This is a genomic window from Kocuria rhizosphaericola (genome assembly GCF_044462205.1).
GTDB classification, from domain to species: domain Bacteria; phylum Actinomycetota; class Actinomycetes; order Actinomycetales; family Micrococcaceae; genus Kocuria; species Kocuria rhizosphaericola.
Window position 1 is genome coordinate 50,440 of record NZ_JBISWK010000137.1, and the last position, 17,480, is coordinate 67,919.

Annotated in this window: 18 protein-coding genes; 9 read left to right on the forward strand and 9 right to left on the reverse strand. The window is 72.6% G+C overall.

Features of this window, described 5'->3' with window-relative positions; translation table 11 throughout:
• Nucleotides 1–20: 20 nt before the first annotated feature.
• Complete coding sequence (locus ACH9D2_RS14070) at nt 21–1,421, reverse strand: phosphomannomutase/phosphoglucomutase (RefSeq protein WP_396363428.1); 1,401 nt, start codon at nt 1,419–1,421, stop codon at nt 21–23.
• Between the two features lie 73 nt (nt 1,422–1,494).
• Between ACH9D2_RS14070 and manA the strand changes: the two genes are divergently transcribed.
• A complete protein-coding gene (manA, locus tag ACH9D2_RS14075; RefSeq protein WP_396363429.1) occupies nt 1,495–2,598 on the forward strand; it encodes a mannose-6-phosphate isomerase, class I in 1,104 nt (367 codons plus the stop codon).
• Between the two features lie 24 nt (nt 2,599–2,622).
• Here the strand turns inward: manA and mdlC are convergent, their stop codons facing one another.
• Together mdlC and ACH9D2_RS14085 are read right to left on the reverse strand one after the other, a co-directional pair.
• A complete protein-coding gene (mdlC, locus tag ACH9D2_RS14080; RefSeq protein ID WP_396363430.1) occupies nt 2,623–4,224 on the reverse strand; it encodes a benzoylformate decarboxylase in 1,602 nt (533 codons plus the stop codon).
• A gap of 94 nt (nt 4,225–4,318) precedes the next feature.
• A complete protein-coding gene (locus ACH9D2_RS14085; protein ID WP_396363431.1) occupies nt 4,319–5,269 on the reverse strand; it encodes a LysR family transcriptional regulator in 951 nt (316 codons plus the stop codon).
• Between the two features lie 235 nt (nt 5,270–5,504).
• Here ACH9D2_RS14085 and ACH9D2_RS14090 point away from each other — a divergent pair, with 235 nt between their 5' ends.
• The 5 genes from ACH9D2_RS14090 (at nt 5,505) to ACH9D2_RS14110 (ending at nt 9,257) form a co-directional block, all read left to right on the forward strand.
• The gene (locus tag ACH9D2_RS14090; protein WP_396363432.1) at nt 5,505–6,443 is read left to right on the forward strand and encodes an ABC transporter substrate-binding protein; all 939 of its coding nucleotides are present in this window, start codon (nt 5,505–5,507) and stop codon (nt 6,441–6,443) included.
• A 37-nt stretch (nt 6,444–6,480) separates the two neighbouring features.
• Nucleotides 6,481–7,275 (forward strand): ABC transporter permease, encoded by a 795-nt coding sequence (locus ACH9D2_RS14095; RefSeq protein ID WP_396363433.1) that lies wholly within the window; start codon nt 6,481–6,483, stop codon nt 7,273–7,275.
• Nucleotides 7,272–8,045 carry an ABC transporter permease gene (locus tag ACH9D2_RS14100; RefSeq protein WP_396363434.1) on the forward strand — a complete coding sequence of 258 codons (774 nt, stop codon included), beginning with the start codon at nt 7,272–7,274 and terminating at the stop codon, nt 8,043–8,045. Before ACH9D2_RS14095 ends, ACH9D2_RS14100 begins: the two co-directional genes overlap by 4 nt.
• A complete protein-coding gene (locus ACH9D2_RS14105) occupies nt 8,035–8,940 on the forward strand; it encodes an ATP-binding cassette domain-containing protein (RefSeq protein ID WP_396363435.1) in 906 nt (301 codons plus the stop codon). The genes ACH9D2_RS14100 and ACH9D2_RS14105 overlap by 11 nt, the downstream gene beginning before the upstream one ends.
• Before the next feature lie 104 nt (nt 8,941–9,044).
• On the forward strand, nt 9,045–9,257 hold the full coding sequence (locus ACH9D2_RS14110; RefSeq protein ID WP_058873924.1) for a hypothetical protein: 213 nt from the start codon (nt 9,045–9,047) through the stop codon (nt 9,255–9,257).
• A gap of 12 nt (nt 9,258–9,269) precedes the next feature.
• Here ACH9D2_RS14110 and ACH9D2_RS14115 read toward each other — a convergent pair whose 3' ends face one another.
• Complete coding sequence (locus tag ACH9D2_RS14115) at nt 9,270–10,160, reverse strand: ion channel (protein ID WP_396363436.1); 891 nt, start codon at nt 10,158–10,160, stop codon at nt 9,270–9,272.
• Nucleotides 10,161–10,267: 107 nt separating this feature from the next.
• Here ACH9D2_RS14115 and ACH9D2_RS14120 point away from each other — a divergent pair, with 107 nt between their 5' ends.
• Together ACH9D2_RS14120 and ACH9D2_RS14125 are read left to right on the forward strand one after the other, a co-directional pair.
• Nucleotides 10,268–11,608 carry a hemolysin family protein gene (locus ACH9D2_RS14120; protein ID WP_396363437.1) on the forward strand — a complete coding sequence of 447 codons (1,341 nt, stop codon included), beginning with the start codon at nt 10,268–10,270 and terminating at the stop codon, nt 11,606–11,608.
• Nucleotides 11,609–11,915: 307 nt separating this feature from the next.
• A complete protein-coding gene (locus ACH9D2_RS14125) occupies nt 11,916–12,791 on the forward strand; it encodes a shikimate dehydrogenase (protein ID WP_396363438.1) in 876 nt (291 codons plus the stop codon).
• A 72-nt stretch (nt 12,792–12,863) separates the two neighbouring features.
• On the opposite strand, the gene ACH9D2_RS14130 is transcribed toward ACH9D2_RS14125, so the two are convergent.
• The 3 genes from ACH9D2_RS14130 to ACH9D2_RS14140 are packed head-to-tail and all read right to left on the reverse strand — an operon-like array spanning nt 12,864 to nt 14,803.
• The gene (locus ACH9D2_RS14130; RefSeq protein WP_396363439.1) at nt 12,864–13,214 is read right to left on the reverse strand and encodes a GNAT family N-acetyltransferase; all 351 of its coding nucleotides are present in this window, start codon (nt 13,212–13,214) and stop codon (nt 12,864–12,866) included.
• 21 nt (nt 13,215–13,235) lie between these two features.
• Nucleotides 13,236–14,246 carry a pirin family protein gene (locus ACH9D2_RS14135; protein ID WP_396363440.1) on the reverse strand — a complete coding sequence of 337 codons (1,011 nt, stop codon included), beginning with the start codon at nt 14,244–14,246 and terminating at the stop codon, nt 13,236–13,238.
• Entirely contained in the window at nt 14,243–14,803 is a 561-nt protein-coding gene (locus tag ACH9D2_RS14140) for a carboxymuconolactone decarboxylase family protein (protein WP_396363441.1), read from the reverse strand. Before ACH9D2_RS14140 ends, ACH9D2_RS14135 begins: the two co-directional genes overlap by 4 nt.
• 377 nt (nt 14,804–15,180) lie before the next feature.
• Between ACH9D2_RS14140 and ACH9D2_RS14145 the strand changes: the two genes are divergently transcribed.
• The gene (locus ACH9D2_RS14145; RefSeq protein ID WP_396363442.1) at nt 15,181–15,750 is read left to right on the forward strand and encodes a hypothetical protein; all 570 of its coding nucleotides are present in this window, start codon (nt 15,181–15,183) and stop codon (nt 15,748–15,750) included.
• A 103-nt stretch (nt 15,751–15,853) separates the two neighbouring features.
• Here ACH9D2_RS14145 and ACH9D2_RS14150 read toward each other — a convergent pair whose 3' ends face one another.
• Both ACH9D2_RS14150 and ACH9D2_RS14155 read right to left on the reverse strand, forming a co-directional pair.
• Nucleotides 15,854–16,357, reverse strand: coding sequence for a YfcE family phosphodiesterase (locus ACH9D2_RS14150; RefSeq protein ID WP_396363443.1), 504 nt, complete (start codon nt 16,355–16,357; stop codon nt 15,854–15,856).
• A gap of 4 nt (nt 16,358–16,361) precedes the next feature.
• On the reverse strand, nt 16,362–17,480 hold a 1,119-nt coding region (locus ACH9D2_RS14155; protein WP_396363444.1), incomplete at its 5' end, for a HoxN/HupN/NixA family nickel/cobalt transporter.

Sequence of the window (17,480 nt, forward strand, 5' to 3'; positions counted from 1 at the left end):
CCCTGTGCGTGCCGGGGGCGTCAGGTGCGCACGATCTCCAGCACCCGGTCCCGGACCCGCTCCATCGTCTCCCGGTCCTTCGCCTCGACGTTGAGGCGCAGGAACGGTTCGGTGTTGGAGGGACGCAGGTTGAACCACCAGCCCTCGTCGGGGCGGCTGAGCGTGGTGCCGTCCAACTCCTCCACGGTCACGTCCCGGCCGGCCAGGGCGTCGACGACCCGCCGGACGGCGCCGGCCTTGTCCTCGACCGTGGAGTTGATCTCGCCGGACGCCGCGTACGGGTCGTACTGGTGCATCAGCTCGCTCAGCGGCCGGTCCTGCTCGCCCAGGGCGGCCAGGAGGTGCATCGCGGCGAGCATGCCGGTGTCCGCGTTGAAGAAGTCCTTGAAGTAGTAGTGGGCGGAGTGCTCGCCGCCGAACACGGCGCCCTCCTCGGCCATGACGGCCTTGATGAACGAGTGGCCCACCCGGGTGCGCACGGGACGGCCGCCGCGGGCGGTGACCAGCTCGGGGACGGCGCGCGACGTGATGAGGTTGTGGATGATCACCGGCTGCTCGACGCCCTCCGCCCGGGCGCGGGCGATCTCCCGCTCGGCGACCAGCGCGGTGACGGCGGACGGGGAGACGGTCCCACCCTGCTCGTCGACCACGAAGCAGCGGTCGGCGTCGCCGTCGAACGCGATGCCCAGGTCCGCGCCGTGCTCGCGCACGGCCCGCTGGAGGTCCACGAGGTTCTCGGGTTCGAGCGGGTTGGCGGGGTGGTTCGGGAACGTGCCGTCCAGCTCGAAGTACAGGGGCACGATCTCCAGCGGCAGCGCCTCCAGCACGGCGTCGCCCAGCACGGCGGGAGTGGTCAGCCCGGCCATCCCGTTGCCGGCGTCGACCACCACCTTGAGCGGCCGGGTCCCGGACAGGTCCACGAGGGAGCGCAGGTACTCCGCGTAGCCGGCCAGGACGTCCCGCTCGGTCACCGTGCCGGGGGCGGAGGCCTCCGGGACCGACCCCTCGTCGAGATAGCGCTGGGCGAGGTCGCGGATGTCGTAGAGGCCCGACTCGGAGGAGACCGGGACGGCCCCGGCCTTCGACATCTTCATGCCGTTGTACTCGGCGGGGTTGTGACTCGCCGTGAAGGTCACCCCGGCGGCGTCGAACGTCCCGGAACCGAAGTACAGCTCGTCGGTGGAGATCAGCCCGATCTTCACGACGTCCGCGCCGCGGCGGACCGCGCCCTCCGCGAAGGCGTCCACGAACTCCGGCGAGGAGGGGCGCATGTCCCCGCCCACGAGGACCGTCAGGCCGGCGAGGCCCAGGACGTCCACGAACGCGGCACCGCTGGCCCGGACCGTCTCCGCGGTGATGGACTCGCCCACGATGCCGCGGACGTCGTAGGCCTTGAACGAAGTTGAGAGATCGATAGTCACAAGGGGTGATCTTAGGCCACGGCCGCAGCCGAGCGCCGCCGGGCGCGGGCGGTCCTGTGGTTGGATGACGACCATGGTCGAGATCCTCCGCATGCGCAACCCCGTCCGGCACTATGCATGGGGCTCCCGCGAGGTGCTGGCCCGCCTCCAGGGCAGGCCCGTGCCGAGCCCCGAGCCCGAGGCCGAGCTGTGGGTCGGCGGGCACCCCGCCGCGCCGTCCGTCGTCGTGCGGGACGGCCGGGACGAGCCGCTGGAGGGTCTGCCGTTCCTGCTCAAGATCCTGGCGATCGACGCCCCGCTGTCCATCCAGGTCCACCCCTCGCCCGAGCAGGCGGAAGCGGGCTTCGAGCGCGAGCAGCGGGCGGGGATCCCGCTCGACGACCCGCGGCGCAATTACAAGGACCGCTCCGCCAAGCCCGAGACCGTGGTGGCGCTCACCGGCGTGGAGCTGCTCACGGGCGTGCAGCCGGCGGACCGGCTGCGCGCCACGGCCGAGCGGCTGGGGCTGGACTGGTTGCGCGAGGTCGCCGACGGCGGGCGCCCCGTCCTGCCGTCCGTGCTGACGATCGACGACGACGCCGCCGGAGCCGCCGTGGCGGCGACCGTCGCCGCGGCCCGCGCCGCGGACCCGGAGGACGCCGTGGCCGCGCTGGTCCGCCACGTGCACGACCGGCACCCCGGCGACCGCGGGCTGCTGGTCGCGGTGTGCATGAACCACGTCCGCCTCGCCCCCGGGCAGTCCCTGCACACCCCGGCCGGGCAGCTCCACGCGTACCTGTCCGGGACGGCGATCGAGGTGATGAGCTCGTCGGACAACGTCCTGCGTGCCGGGCTGACGGGCAAGCACGTGGACGTGGCCGAGCTGCTCGCCGTGCTGGCCGACGAGCAGGCGGACCCGGAGGTCGTCGAGCCCGCGCCCGACGAGCACGGCCGCCGCGTCTACCCCCTGTGGGACGAGCGGTTGTCGCTGACCTCCCACGAGCTCGTGCCGGGGCGGGTCGTCCCGGTCGAGCTGCGGGGCACCACGGTCCTGCTGAGCACGGGGGACCGGGTGCTGGTGCGCGCCGCGGACCGGGAGTGGGAGCTGGGCGGCGGGGAGTCGCTGCTGCACCGGGGCGGTGCCGGCGCCGTGGAGCTCTCCGGCGACGCCCGCGTGTTCACGGTCTCCTGCCGCTGAGCCGCGCCCGGTGCACGGTGCGGCTCAGGGGCTGGTCAGCTCCGTGCGCACCTCGATGAGCGTCGGGCCCTCGGCCGCGAGGCCCTGCCGCACCAGCTCGGCGAGCTCCGCGGCCGTGTCCGCGGCGTGCGCGGGCACCCCGTAGCCCCGCGCGAGGCTCAGGAAGTCGATGCCCGGCACGTCCAGCCCCGGGACGTCCCCCGTGCCGAGCATGCCCGCGAACCAGCGCAGCGCGCCGTAGGTGCCGTTCTTGAGGATCAGGAACACCACCGGGACCCGGTACTGCGCCGCGCTCCACAGGGCGGTGATCCCGTAGTTGGCCGAGCCGTCGCCGACCACCCCGATCACGGGCCGGTCAGGCCACGCCATCTTCACCCCGACCGCGGCGGGCAGCCCGAAGCCCAGTCCGCCGGAGGCCGGCCAGAAGTAGGAGCCTGGCTCCCGCAGGTCCATGTGCCGCCAGAAGTCCCCGTTGGTCGAGGTCGACTCCACGACGTAGGCGGTGTCCGCGGGCGCGGTCTCGCGCAGCACCTCGAACACGGCGCTCGGCGGGAAGACGCCGTCCACGGGTCCGCGGGCGGGCGGCGGCACCGTCCAGTCCACCGGGGAGGCCGGCGTCGTGCCGCCGCGCCGCTCGCGGAGGGCGTCCACCAGGGCCGCGGCGGTCGCCGCGAGACCGGCCACGAAGGAGGTCCCGAACGGCGCCCGGGCGGCCTCCTCCGGGTCCTCCGTGACGTGCAGCAGCTGCGTGCCCTCGGCCAGGTACCGGCCGGGCTCGTACTGGTGGTAGCGGAAGACGGGGGCCCCGAGCACCAGGACCACGTCGTTGTCCTCGAGCGCGGCGTGCACGCCCCGCTCCGAGGGGGTGAGGACCCCGCGGAACTGGGGGTGCTGGTTGGGGAACGGCAGCCGGTAGGGGGACGGCGCCACCCACACGTCGGCGCCCAGCAGCTCGGCGAGCTCACGGCCGACCGCGTTCGCCGCCACGGCGTCCACCTCGGAGCCCAGCACCAGCGCGGGGCGGCGGGCGCCGGCCAGCAGGCCGGCGATCTCCCCGACGTGCTCGGGGGCCAGGCGCAGGCCCTCGACCACCCGGCGGGGCAGCAGGTAGTCGTCGTTCTCGGCGGACTCCCGGTCCCAGTCGTCGTAGGGGACCGAGACGTAGGTGGGACCGCGGGAGCCGGTGGTGGCCTCCCACAGCGCCTGGTCGAGCATGCGGGGGACGTCCTGGGCGGACAGCGGCTCGCCCGCCCACTTCGTGAGCGGGGAGGTCAGGTCGGGGGCCGCCACGTTGGCCAGCATGGGCTCCGCGCCGATGGTGGCGCGCACCTGCTGGCCGGCCGTGAGCACGAGGGGGGTGTGCGAGCTGGCGGCGTTGGTCAGCGCGCCCATGGCGTTGCCCGTGCCCGAGGCCGAGTGCAGGTTCACGAGCACCGGCCGGCCCGTGGCCTGCGCGTAGCCGTCGGCCATGCCGACGACCACGCCCTCGTGCAGCCCCAGGACGTAGCGGACGTCCGGGGGCAGGTCCCGCAGGAAGGGCAACTCGTTGGAGCCCGGATTGCCGAACACGGTGTCGAGGCCGCGGGCCTGCATCCAGCGGTGGGTCCTGGCACGGATGGTGGTCACGCTGCGCTCCAATCGGGACGCGGCACCGGCGTGCCGCCTCACCGTGAGAGTAGAAGGAGACCGGGGGTGCGGCCAGTCGATGTTTTCTATCCCCTCATAGACGGCGACGATGCCGGGGCTCGGGATGCAGCGGCGCGGACGGGTCCGGCGAGACGGACGTTCGCAGCGTGTCCCCGATCAGCTGCGTGAACCACCGCTGCGCGGGCCGCTGGTGGCCGGCCTCGCGGGTGTAGACGGCCAGCTGCAGGGCCGGCATCTCGACCGGGTGCGGAAAGACCCGGATCCCGGACGCCTCCTCGAGCGTCTCGGCGAGGAACCGCGGCAGCACCGCCAGGCAGTCGGTGCGCTCCACGACGGACACCAGGCCCGCGAAGTGGGACAGCCGCAGGGCCGTGCTGCCCGGGGCGCCCGCCCGCTCCGCCGCGACCTCGGCGAGCTCGTGGCCCATCGACGGGGCGAGGCGGATCCGCGGCTCCTCCGCGAACTGCTCGAGCGTGAGCTGTTCCCGGACGCGAGGGTGGCCGCGGGCGGCGATCACCACGTACTCGTCCGTGCCGATGACCGTCCGGACGATGTCGGGTCCGCCGATGTAGGGGGCGCAGATCGCGGCGTCCACCCGGTTGCGCAGCAGGTCGTCCGGGACGCGCTCCACGTCCAGGGGCAGCACGGTCAGCTCCACGCCGGGCGCCTGCTCCCGCAGTGCCACCATGACGGACGGCAGGAACGCCAGCTCGCCGAGATCGGTCAGGGCGAGGGTGAAGTGCTCGCGCGCGGTCTCCGGGTCGAAGAGGCCGCCGGAGGAGACGGCCGCGGTCACTTGGGCGATCCCCGCCTTGACCTGGGGGAAGATGCTCTCCGCGAACGGGGTGGGGCTCAGGCCCCGGCCCTCCCGGACGAACAGCTGGTCGTTGCACTGCCGGCGCAGGTTCTTCAGCGCGTGGCTCACCGTGGGCTGGGTCAGGTGCAGCTCGGCGGCGGCCCCCGTGACGCTGCCCTGCTCGTAGACCGTGCAGAACACGCGCATCAGGTTCAGGTCCAGTTCCACGGGGACACTCCTCGGTCAGCAAGTCATAGACGTCATGTATTGGTCCATCGACAACATGCACTGGTTTGTGAATGCTACGCCACTAGAGTGATCCCTATCACGGCCGGCGTCCACCGGTCCGCCCAGCACGGTGCGGGGCGGCGGAGCCGGCACCGACCACGGAACTTCACCACGGAACTTCACCACGGAACTTCACCACGAACACCACAGGGGAGGCATGATGCGGCGTCCGCTCATGAGCTTGGGAGCAGCAGGATCCGTACTGGCGCTGGCCGCGTGCGGCGGCGACGGCGGCGGTGGCGCCGAGGGAGAGATGCAGGACGTCACTGTCGGCGTCATCCCCATCGTCGACACGGCCGCCATCTGGCTGGGCAAGGAGCAGGGCTTCTTCGAGGAGGAGGGAATCAACCTCGACATCCAGACCACCAGCGGCGGGGCAGCCGCCGTTCCGGGCGTGGTCAGCGGGGACTTCGACTTCGCCTTCGGCAACACCCTCTCCGTGATGGTCGCCCAGGACGAGGGGCTCGACATCCGTTTCGTCACCAACGGCACGACGACCTCCGGCAACACCGAGCGCGACTTCAGCGCCGTCGTCGTTCCCGCCGACTCGGACATCCAGGGCCCGGAGGACCTGGCCGGCAAGACCGTGTCGGTGAACAACCTCAACAACATCGGTGACACGACGATCCGCCACGTCGTGGAGCAGGCCGGCGGCGACCCCGACTCCATCGAGTTCGTGGAGGTCGGCTTCCCGGACGCCCCGGCGGCCCTCGACCGCGGCCAGGTGGACGCGGCCTGGATCCTGGACCCGTTCCTCACCCAGGTCCTCGACGAGGGCGCCCGCGCGGTGTCCTACAACTTCGTGGAGTTCGACCCGGAGCTCGACATCGCCGGCTACTTCACGACCGCGCAGAAGCTCGAGGAGGACCCGGAGCTCGTCGAGAGCTTCCAGAACGCCATGAACAAGTCCCTCGAGTACGCAGACGAGAACCCGGACGAGGTCCGTGAGATCGTCGGCACCTACACGGAGATCAGCGACGAGCTGCGCGAGAAGATGGCCCTGCCGCGCTTCCGCACCGAGTTCGACCGGGAGTCGCTGCAGAAGCTGGGCAGCGCGGCCGTGGAGTACGGCTCGCTGGACAACGAGCCCGACCTGGACAAGCTCCTGCCGTAGCGCGGGAGCACGGATCGACAGGAGGAGGGACCACCACATGGCAAGAACCCGCGCCGGCCGGTCCTGGGGGCCCGGTGTCCTGGGTGTGCTGGGGATCCTCGGATTCCTGCTCACCTGGGAGCTGCTGCCCCTGACCGGCATCGTCAACCCCCGGTACCTGCCCCCGGCCAGCGAGGTCCTGCTGGAGCTCGGGGAGCAGCTCGGGTCGGCGGGCTTCTGGCTCGCCGTCTGGCAGACCGTCCGGGCCTGGTTCCTCGGGCTGCTCATCGCCTCGGTCGCCGCGATCGTCCTGGGTCTGGTCATCGGCAGCAGCACGTTCCTGCGCCGGGCCACCCACAGCACGATCGAGTTCCTCCGGCCCATCCCCTCGGTCGCGCTCATCCCGCTGGCCGTGCTGCTGTTCGGGGTGCAGCTCGAGTCCACCCTGCTGCTGGTGGTGTACGCGTCCTTCTGGCAGATCCTCATCCAGGTCCTCTACGGGGTCGGGGACGTCGACACCGTGGCGCAGGACACGGCCAAGAGCTACGGGCTCGGAACGCTGGCCCGGATCCGGTACGTCACCTGGCCCACGTCCCTGCCCTACGTGATCACCGGGCTCCGGCTCGGGGCGGCCGTGGCCCTGATCCTGGCGGTGACCGCCCAGCTCGTGATCGGCACCCCCGGACTGGGCCGGGAGATCTCACTGGCCCAGTCCGGCGGCGCCGTCACGGCCATGTACGCGTTCATCGTCACGGCCGGACTGCTGGGCGTGCTCATCAACCTGGCGATGCGGGCGCTCGAGCGCCGGGCGCTGTCCTGGCACTCGTCCGTCCGTGGAGAGGTGGCGGTGTGAGACTCCTCAAGACCCTGGGCTACACCCTCGCGCTGCCCGTCCTGCTGATCCTCGTCTGGTGGGTCTACACCCTGGTGGAGACCAGCTTCTACGTCCCGGAGCCGGGCGAGTTCGCCACGACGTTCGTGGACGTCTGGTTCGGCGAGCGGTTCTTCGACGACGTGCTGCCGAGCATCGGCCGGCTCCTGGTCGGACTGGCGCTGTCCATCCTGCTCGGCGTGGTCGCCGGGCTCGTGATCGGCTCGGTGCGCTGGCTGCGGAACCTGCTGGAGCCCGTGCTCGAGTTCTTCCGGGCGATCCCGCCGCCGGTGCTGGTGCCCGTGCTGATGCTGCTCATCGGCGTCAACGACCAGATGAAGGTCGTGGTGATCGTGCTGGGGTCCGTGTGGCCCGTCCTGCTGAACACCATCGAGGGCGTGCGCTCGGTCGACTCCGTCATGAACGAGACGGCGCGCTCGTACGGGATCCACGGGTGGTCGAGGATCGTCCACCTGGTGATCCCCGCCGCCAGCCCGCAGATGATGGCCGGCATCCGGCAGGCCCTGTCGATCGGGCTGATCCTGATGGTGATCTCGGAGATGTTCGCCTCGTCCTCGGGGCTCGGTTTCACCATCGTGCAGTTCCAACGGTCGTTCGCCATCCCCGAGATGTGGAGCGGCATCGCCGTCCTGGGTCTCATCGGAGTGGTGCTGGCGTTCGTCTTCCAACGTGTTGAACGCAAGGTCCTCGCCTGGTACCGGGGCCTGAAAGAGGTGGAGAATGCAGGCTGAATCAGGAAGCTCGGCAGTGGACGGCGGCGCGGCCGCTCCCCGGACCGGCACGGACGAGACCGCCACGGGGGTCTCGGACGACGGCGCCGGGCGCACCGGAGGGAAGGACGTGCTGCTGTCCGTGCGCGGGCTGCAGAAGATCTACCAGAGCGAGCACGGGGACGTGGAGGCCGTCCGCAACCTCACGTTCGACCTCGACCGCGGCGAGCTGGCGTGCCTCGTGGGGCCCTCGGGCTCCGGCAAGACCACGCTGCTCAAGTGCATCTCGGGGCTCATGGCGCCGACCTCGGGCGAGGTGCTGCTGGGCGGGGAGCAGGTGACAGGCCCGCCCAAGGACATGGCCGTGGTCTTCCAGGAGTACGGGCGCAGCCTCTTCCCGTGGATGACGGTCCGCGAGAACGTGGAGCTGCCCCTCAAGAACGCGAAGCTGGCCCGGGACGAGCGGAACCGGCTCGTGGAGGAGGCGATCGCCGCGGTCGACCTGCGCGGGGCGGACAAGAAGTACCCGTGGCAGCTCTCGGGCGGCATGCAGCAGCGTGTCGCGATCGCCCGGGCGGTCGCCTACCAGCCGAAGATCCTGCTCATGGACGAGCCCTTCGCCGCGGTGGACGCCCAGACCCGCGCCGACCTCGAGGACCTCATCCGTGACGTGTGGCACCGGATGGGCGTGACCGTGCTGTTCGTGACCCACGACATCGACGAGTCCGTCTACCTCGGCGAGCGCGTCATCATCCTCTCGAGCTCGCCCACGGTGGTCCAGGAGGACCTCCCGATCGACCTGCCCGACGACCGCGACCAGCTCACCACCCGCGGCATGCCGCGGTTCACCGAGCTGCGCGGCCACGTCTACGAGGAGATCCAGCGCGCCAAGCGGGAGGCGGGCACGAGGGCCTGAGCCCCCGCCCCCTGGCCCGTCCCGGGGTGCGGGGCCGGTGCGCCCACTACACTGGGCCCACCGGCCCCGGAGTGCCCGGGTCCGTTTCCCACGGGAGGCACGCCATGAGCACCACTCCGTCCGAGGGCCTGCGTGGCACCACCGCGCCGTGCCCGCGCTGCGGCGCCACCGGGTTCGAGCTGGTCTACGTGCAGATCATGCCCGACGACTGGGACCAGGCGCGCGACGTCGAGCTGGCGTCACCGTCGATGATGCTGCCCGACGGGCGCGCCCCCGAGTTCTCCTGCCAGAACGGGCAGTGCCGCCACCTCTGGTGAGCCCCAGGGGTCTCAGGGGAGGGGCTCGGCCGGGCCGGCGGGGTACCCGTGGTCGGTCGCGTAGGCGCCGAGCACCTCCTCGGTGCTCTCGCCCGAGCCGTGGAACTCGGTGCGCAGGTGCTGGCCGAAGTCGGCCACGGCCGAGGAGAGCATCTCGCCGCTGAGCCGGACCTCCTCGGCGGGAGCCTGCCCGGCACGGGCGGCGATCTCCATGGCGTAGGGCAGGGAGACGGCCAGCGCGGCGTCCTCCTTGACCTCGCGGAAGTAGTAGGACTCCGCGTTCTGCACGAGCGCCACGTGCACGTCCACGATGTCCGCCGTGAGCTGGTCCAGGGTCCGGCTCGCACCGGCGCGGTCGAGGAACGCGACGCGATCCGCGTAGCCGATCGACTGCAGAGCCCGCAGCCGCACCGCGAGGGCGCGTCGCCGTGCCAGGGCGGGGTAGATCTGGGTGAACCAGGACAGCGTCGCGGTCAGCAGCGCGAACCCGATGAGGGCCTCGATGGGCGAGACGAAGCGCAACCACGCCCCGGTGGGGACGACGTCCCCGAACCCGAGCGTCCCCAGGGTCACGAGCGAGATGTAGAGCGCCTCCGCGAAGTCGTCGTAGTTCTCGGGGTTCATGCCCTCTGCGTAGTAGAAGCCCCCGGGGACGTAGGGGTAGTACACCAGGGCCCATCCGAACGCCTGGAGCATGCCCCACAGCACGATGACGATCACCACACCGAGCGGCCCCGCCAGGGAGCCCCAGCGGTGGTTCGTGCTGCGGGAGAGCCTCCACACCAGCCGCAGCACCCAGAAGCTGATCGTGCCGCGGCCGCTGGGGTAGAGCAGTCCGCGGAACACGTCGTAGAGCCCGAAGCCCACGAGGCCGAAGCCGAGCACCGTGAACACGGCGTCCATGGATCTCCTCCCAGAAGCGCGGCCGGACCTCGCGGCCGGCTCGTCGATCGCCCCAGGATACCGGCGCGGCGCCGGTGCCCCCGGGCCGGACCGGTAGCGTGGTCGCCATGGACTCCAGCACCCTCGTGAACGTCCTCCTGGTCCTGCTGTTCGTGGGGGTCGGGGGTGTCTTCGCGGGCACCGAGATGGCGATCGTGAGCCTGCGGGAGAGCCAGGTCAGGAGGATCGAGCGCTCGGGCCGGAAGGGTGCCCGGACCGCCGTCCTCGTCCGCGACCCCAACCTCTTCCTCTCGGCGGTGCAGATCGGCGTGACGGTGGCCGGGTTCTTCTCCTCCGCCTACGGCGCCTCGACGCTCGCCCCGGACGTGGCCCCGCTGCTCGAGCGGGCCGGGCTGTCCACCGCAGCCGCGGGGACCACGGCGCTGATCGGCATGACCCTGGTCATCGCCTACCTCTCCCTCGTCCTGGGGGAGCTCGTGCCCAAACGGCTGGCCATGCAGCACTCGGTGGGCTTCACGAAAGTGCTGGCACCGCCGCTCAACCTCTTCGCCAAGCTCATGCGTCCCGTCATCTGGCTGCTGTCCGTGTCCACGAACCTCGTGGTGCGGCTCGTGGGCGGTGATCCGCACGCCGCCGCCGACGAGGTCTCGGCGGAGGAGGTCCGTGAGATGGTCGGGGACACCCAGGGCATCGGCCCCGTCTCCCGATCGATCCTCACGGACGTCTTCGAGGCGGGCGAGCGCCGGCTGGCCGAGGTGATGCGCCCCCGCCCCGACGTCCACTTCCTGGACGGCACCCTGCCCGTCACGGAGGCGTACCGCACGGCGCTGAGCCTGCCGCACTCCCGCTACCCCGTTCTCGGCAAGAGCGTGGACGACGTCCTGGGCTTCGTGCACATCCGGGACCTCGTGGTCGCGGACGAGGACGGGGACGGGGTCATCGAGGCCCCGCCCCGGACGCTGCGGGACGTGGTGCGGCCCATCCCGTTCCTGCCGGAGACCAACCACGTGCTGCGCACCCTGCACGCCATGCGCCAGGGCGGGCACCACATCGCGCTCGTGGTCGACGAGTACGGCGGGACGGCGGGGATCGTGACCTTCGAGGACCTCGTGGAGGAGCTCGTGGGCGAGATCTACGACGAGTTCGACGCCGAGGAGCGGGAGCACGAGGACACGGTGCTGCGCCAGGGCGGGGCCGTCCTCGTGGACGGCGGGCTGATCATCCAGGAGGTCCCGGCGGAGGCCGGGCTCGTCATTCCCGAGGGCCACTACGAGACCGTGGGCGGGTTCGTGATGGACCGGCTGGGGCGCGTGGCGCTGCCGGGGGACCTCGTCGAGGTGGACGGCTGCCGGCTCGAGGTCCTGTCCGTGGACCGCAGCCGCGTGGAGCGGGTGCGGATCACCAGGGCACCGCAGGACGCGGCGGGGGACGGCCGGCCCGGCTCCTGACCGGGACCACCGGCGCCCGGTCCGCCGCCGAGGAGGACCGGGCCGAGGGACGGATCGGGGACAGTGCGGCGTCAGCGCCCCGGAAGGCCTCGGCCGGCCACCGCGCCCCCACTACAACCGCAATTTGCTTCCATTCTGTGGCACCTGTGTTCACATAATGAGTGCGCAGGCGGTTCCGGGCGCTCGCCCGGTGTACTGTGATGTGCGACCCACGGCTCGTCGTGCCCCTTCCGCGCCCCGGCCCGGACCGGTCCCCGGGGACGGTCGGCGCCGTGGCGTCCTGTCCCGCCTTCCGCAAGGAGACCCCATGAGCACCGCGTCCGAGTCCTACCTGGTGGGCCTGATCGGCGACGGCATCACCCGCAGCCTCACCCCGCCGATGCACGAGACCGAGGCCCGGAACCACGGGCTGCACTACCTGTACCGCCCGGTGGACCTCGAGGTGATCGGCCGCCCGGGCGAGGACGTGGGGGAGCTGCTGCGAGCCGGTCGTGACCTCGGGTTCAACGCCTTCAACATCACGCACCCGTGCAAGCAGCTGGTCCTGGCCCACCTCGACGAGGTCGCCCCGGACGCGGCCGCGCTGCGGGCCGTCAACACGGTGGTGATCCGCGACGGGCGGTTCATCGGCCACAACACCGACGTGTCCGGCTTCGCCGCGGGATTCCGCGCGGTGCTCCCCGGCGCGGCGAAGGACCGCGTGGTCCAGGTCGGCACCGGAGGCGCCGGCTCCGCCGTGGCCTCCGCCCTGCTGAGCGCCGGTGTGCGGGCCCTCCACCTGTTCGACGTGGACCCCGCCCGGGCGGCCGAGCGGGCCGCGGCCATGGCCGCGCTGTTCCCCGGGCAGCAGGTCGAGGCGGCCACCGCCGAGACCCTGCCGGACCTGGTGCGCGCGGCCGACGGCGTGGTCAACGCCACCCCGGTGGGCATGCACCACCACCCCGGCACACCGGTGGAGACGGACCTGCTGGAGACCCGGCAGTGGGTGGCGGACGTCGTCTACCTGCCCGTGGAGACCGATCTGATCGCCGCGGCACGGGCCAAGGGGTGCCAGGTACTCGACGGCGGCCACATGGCCGTCGGCCAGGCGGTGGACGCGTTCCGTCTCATCACCGGCGTGGAGCCGGATCGGGCCCGGATGCGCGCCCGATTCCTCCGCCTCGTCGCCGATCAGCGGAGCTGAGCGCGCTCCTCGGTCCTGTGGTCCCGGGACGGCCCCGTGCCCACGGGGGTCATCCCGCCCCGGTGGGCGGGGTCACTGCCGCTCCTGCCGGGGCACGGCAGCGAGGTGCTCGGGCTGCACCGGGGCGCGGTCGGTGGGGTGGTCGGGGTGCTCGGCCAGCCACTTCTTGATGTAGGGGCAGACCGGGACCACGGGCAGTCCGGCGGCGGTGGTGTCGTCCAGGGCTTCCCGGGCCAGTGCCGAGCCCAGCCCCTGGCCGCCGTAGGCCTCGTCCACGGTGGTGTGGTAGAAGATCCGCTGCGGCCCCTCCGGGCCCTCGAAGGGCATCCAGTGGGCGGTGCCGATGACGGTCCCCCCGTCGAGGAGCTCGTAGCGGTGCCGGTCGGGGTTGTTGCGCACGGTGATCGTGGAGGTCTCGGCCACGGTGGTCTCCTGGGGTCGGGGTCAGCCGCGGGGGCGCAGCTGGACGGTGGGCAGGGCCGGGGCCGGCAGCGGGGCCGGCTGCCCGTCGGGGTAGGGCCCGAAGCGCGGGTACGGGGCCCCGTCGGGGTAGCTCCCACCGGCCGGGGCGGGGCCCGGCTCGGCGTCGATCTCCGCCTGCCAGGCCGCGCGGTAGGCCATGACCTCCTCGTGGCTGCGGCCGATGAAGTTCCACCACATCACGATCTGCTCGCCCAGCGGCTCCCCGCCGATGAGCAGCAGCCGGACCGGGTTCAGCCCGGCCTCGAGCACCACGGATCCCTGCCCGGTCGGGAGGTAGGCGAGGTGGTCCACCGGAACGGGCGCGCCGTTGAGGCTCAGGTCCCCGGCGTCGAGCAGCACCCCGTGCTCGAAGGACGGGTCCAGCTCCAGCTCCAGCCGGGCCCCGGCCTCCAGGGTCGCCTCGGCGGCCAGCAGCGGCGGGGAGTGGGTCTCCACCGGCGAGGTGTCCCCGCCCAGGGAGCCCAGGTGGACGCGCAGCTCGGTGCCCTCGCCCAGCACGGGATCGGGGGCGTGGTGCTCGAAGGCCGGGGGCATGTGCCGGGTGGCCTCGGGCAGGGCGTACCACAGCTGCACCCCGTGCAGGGTGGTGGTGCCGGGGGTGGAGAACTCCTGGTGGGAGATCCCGCGCCCGGCGATCATGAGGTTGACCTCCCCGGGCTTGACGATCGCGTCGTAGCCGGCGGAGTCGCGGTGGGCGATCCCGCCGGTGAACAGCAGGCTCACCGTGGCCAGGCCGGTGTGCGGGTGCCGGGCCACGGTCATGCCCCCGGACTCCGAGACCAGGTCGGGGCCGTAGTGGTCCACGAAGCACCAGGCCCCGATCAGGGACCGCCGGCGCTGGGGCAGGGTGCGCCGGACGGTCATCGCCCGCGGTCCGCCCAGGGGCACCTCGCGCGGGGGCAGCAGGGCTGCCCCGGCCCCGGCGGCCTCGGCGCACAGCAGCTCCTGCGGGTCCACGTCCAGGTTGGTCATGCCGTGCCTCCCGCGACGGCCGACGGGGTGCGCGACGGCTCCGGTGCCTGCTCCTCGGGTGCTTCCTTCTCCGGTGCCTCCTTCTGCGCAGCGGCCGCCCGGGGGCGGACCCGGTGCCGGGAGAGGACCGAGACCTGGTTGAAGGCGTTGATCGTCACCGCCGTCCACTGCAGCGCGGAGTACTGCTCGTCGGTCAGCTCCGCCCGGGCCACCGCCAGTTCCGCCAGCCGGGTCTCCTCGTCGGTCAGGACGGCCACGGCCTCCCCGATGGCCAGTGCGGCCCGTTCCAGGTCGTCGAACAGGTCCGTCTCCCGCCAGGCGGGGAGCACCGCCAGCTTCTGCGCGCTCACCCCGGCCTCCACGGCGTAGCCGGTGTGCAGGTCCAGGCAGAAGGCGCATTTGTTGAGCTGGGAGACCCGGATGTTGAGCAGCTCCACCAGCGCCCGGGACAGCCCGGCGTCCTCGGCCGCGGCGGCGACCTTCCGGGACAGGCCGTTGAGCGCCCGCCAGCTGCCGGGGTCGGCCTTGTCGAGGTAGAAGTGGTCGCTGGCGGTCATCGAGTCTCCTCACGGTCGTCGGGGGTCCGCTCGTCCGAGCTCTGCGGCCCCGCCCTGCTCCCAGCAGATACCCCCGGCGGAGGCCCGTCAAGTGCGGCCCCGCCGTGCCGGCGGGAGGAGCCCCGCAGGACAGGCGCAGGCGATGATCCGCTGTCCAGCGTCGCTGGTGAGGCGCCTCCTGGAGGTGTCCGACAGGGTCGGGGCAGCAGGCTCCGGCGCGGAGGTCGTCCCGACGGCGGCCCCGGACGCCGTCCTGCGGGGGGTCGGGGGCTCCCGCCGTGCCCGGGAGCGTGGCCGGACGTGCCACGGCGTCCGGCGCGCGGGACAATGGAGGTGACCGAGCAGGGGAACCGGAGCGACGAGAGGACGGTACGGCCATGGACGACGAGATCCGGCTGAGCGGGGCCGACCACCCGCACGTGCAGATCCCGCGGCTCGGGGAGCTCGATGCGATCTGGGCCCGGCGGATCGTCCTCGCCCTCGTGGCGAGCCTGGTCGCCGGACTGCTGGGAGGCATCGCGGCCACGTTCCTGCTGGGCGACCGGGGGCTGCTCAGCCCCGCCCAGTGGGGGCTCGTGGTGGGTGGTGCCGCTCTGCTGCTGAGCGGCATCATCCTCTCGCTCACCCGTGCGGACGACGCTCCCCGCAACGACCTCATGGACGCCCGCGCACGGGCGAGCAAGGGGCTGCGGACCTCGGTGCGCCGCGCCGCCGTCCCCAAGGACCCGGCCCTGCGGGAGATGCAGGACTACATGGCGGTCGAGATGGTGCAGTACGCCTGGCCGATCCTGCTCACCGTCCCCGGCATGGCGCTGGTCGTGTGGGCGATCTTCGTGCCCGTCCCGGCCGTGCTGGTGGCGCTGCTGCTCGTGCTGGTGTGGGCGGTGGTCCGGGTCAACGGGACCGTGGTGGGCCGGCGCTACTACAAGCTGCGGGGCCTCCTCTGAGGCGACGGCAGAGCACGGTGCGGCACAGCACGGAGCAGCACGGCAGGGAACGGCACGGCAGGGAACGGCACGGCCGGTGCGGCGGAACCGGTCCGGCGGGGCGTCAGCGCCGCGGGAGGCGGACGAGCTCCACATCGGTGAGCCGCCCGCCCTCGGCGACGGCCGACAGATAGGTGCAGTGCGGCTGGCGCCGCCGGTCCGTGGGGGAGCCGGGGTTGAGCAGCCGCAGTCCCGCCGGGGTGGTGCTGTCCCACGGGATGTGGCTGTGGCCGAAGACCAGGACGTCGAGGCCCGGGAACTCCCGGTCCATGCGGGCCTCCCGTCCGGCGGCGGCACCGGTCTCGTGGACCATGCCGAAGCGCACGCCCCCGAGCGTCTCGCGGGCCACCTCGGGCAGCCGCTCGCGCAGGTCCGGACCGTCGTTGTTGCCCCACACCCCCACCAGGCGCGCGGCCCGCTCCCCGAGCCGGTCGAAGGTCGCGAGGTCGATCCAGTCGCCCGCGTGCAGCACCACCTCGGCGTCGTCGACGGCCCGCCACACCTCGGCCGGGAGGTCGCGGGCGCGCTTGGGGACGTGCGTGTCGGCGAGCAGGAGGAGTCGGACCACGGGCTCACCCTCGCACAGGGACCGGCCTGCTGTCGCGGCGGATCCGGTCCAGGCCCCGCGCGCCCAGCCAGACGAGGCCGAAGAGGACGATCACGGCCATGCCGAGGAAGTTGAGGTCGATCGCTCCCACGAGAGCGAGCGCGCCCCCGGTCGGCCGCACGAGCTCGGCGAGCACGGACAGCAGGCTCGTCCCGCCGATCACGAAGGCGATGACGACCGAGACCGTGGTCACCGTGACGTTGTAGTTCAGCTTGCGGCGGGCGTCGACCGAGGCCCAGCCGTAGACCCGGTGCATCAGGATGCCGTCGGCGCTGTCGAACAGCGTCATGCCGGCGGTGAAGAGGACGGGCAGCACGAGCACCGCGTACCGCGGCAGCTCGGGGGCGAGCCCGCCCGCCATGACGAACAGCCCGATCGAGGCGGCCGTGTCGAGACCGAGACCGAAGAGGAAGCCGACGGGGTACATCCTGGCCGGGCGGTCCACCGCACGGGTCACGGGGTGCAGCACGCGGTGCAGCACGCCCCGGTCGGCGAGGTGGGCGTCCAGCTCGGCGGGGTCCAGGGCGCCGGTGCGCGCCGCGCGGCGGGCCCGGCGCAGCCGGAGCAGCACGGCGAGGTTGAGGACGCCTGCGGTGACGAGGAACAGCCCGGACACGGTGCCGCCCCAGATCCCGGCGGCGTGGCGCAGCCCGGAGCCCTCGTCCGCGAGGCCGCCGGCGAAGGCCTCCAGACCGAGGGTCAGCAGCAGCACGGAGACGAGGACCACCGAGGAGTGGCCCAGGGCGAACCAGAAGCCGGTGGCCGCGGACTCCCGGCCGCGCGCCATGAGCGAGCGCGTCGCGTTGTCGATCGCGGCGATGTGGTCGGCGTCGAAGGCGTGCCGGACGCCCAGGGCGTAGGCGCTGAGGGCGAGGCCCACGAACAGTCCCGTGCCGCCCTGGGGCGTGTCGGTGCCCAGGACGAGGGCGAGCAGCGAGCCCCAGCCCACGAGGTGCAGGAGGACGACCGCGGCGCCGATCACGGTGACGCTGCGCCGCCCGGCGGCGGACGGGGGGACGGTGCGGGAGGTGCTCACGGCGGGCCTTTCGCTGGAACGGGCGGGCTGCGGGGAGGGGTCGCGGGG

Bases quoted from the DNA above. Each gene is read 5' to 3' on its own strand.
- ACH9D2_RS14090 (WP_396363432.1), top strand. From the start codon at position 5,505: ATGAGCTTGGGAGCAGCAGGATCCGTACTGGCGCTGGCCGCGTGCGGC.
- ACH9D2_RS14120 (WP_396363437.1), top strand. From the start codon at position 10,268: ATGGACTCCAGCACCCTCGTGAACGTCCTCCTGGTCCTGCTGTTCGTG.
- ACH9D2_RS14115 (WP_396363436.1), bottom strand. From the start codon at position 10,160: ATGGACGCCGTGTTCACGGTGCTCGGCTTCGGCCTCGTGGGCTTCGGG.
- ACH9D2_RS14110 (WP_058873924.1), top strand. From the start codon at position 9,045: ATGAGCACCACTCCGTCCGAGGGCCTGCGTGGCACCACCGCGCCGTGC.
- ACH9D2_RS14125 (WP_396363438.1), top strand. From the start codon at position 11,916: ATGAGCACCGCGTCCGAGTCCTACCTGGTGGGCCTGATCGGCGACGGC.
- ACH9D2_RS14105 (WP_396363435.1), top strand. From the start codon at position 8,035: ATGCAGGCTGAATCAGGAAGCTCGGCAGTGGACGGCGGCGCGGCCGCT.
- ACH9D2_RS14145 (WP_396363442.1), top strand. From the start codon at position 15,181: ATGGACGACGAGATCCGGCTGAGCGGGGCCGACCACCCGCACGTGCAG.
- ACH9D2_RS14140 (WP_396363441.1), bottom strand. From the start codon at position 14,803: ATGACCGCCAGCGACCACTTCTACCTCGACAAGGCCGACCCCGGCAGC.
- ACH9D2_RS14095 (WP_396363433.1), top strand. From the start codon at position 6,481: ATGGCAAGAACCCGCGCCGGCCGGTCCTGGGGGCCCGGTGTCCTGGGT.
- manA (WP_396363429.1), top strand. From the start codon at position 1,495: ATGGTCGAGATCCTCCGCATGCGCAACCCCGTCCGGCACTATGCATGG.
- ACH9D2_RS14135 (WP_396363440.1), bottom strand. From the start codon at position 14,246: ATGACCAACCTGGACGTGGACCCGCAGGAGCTGCTGTGCGCCGAGGCC.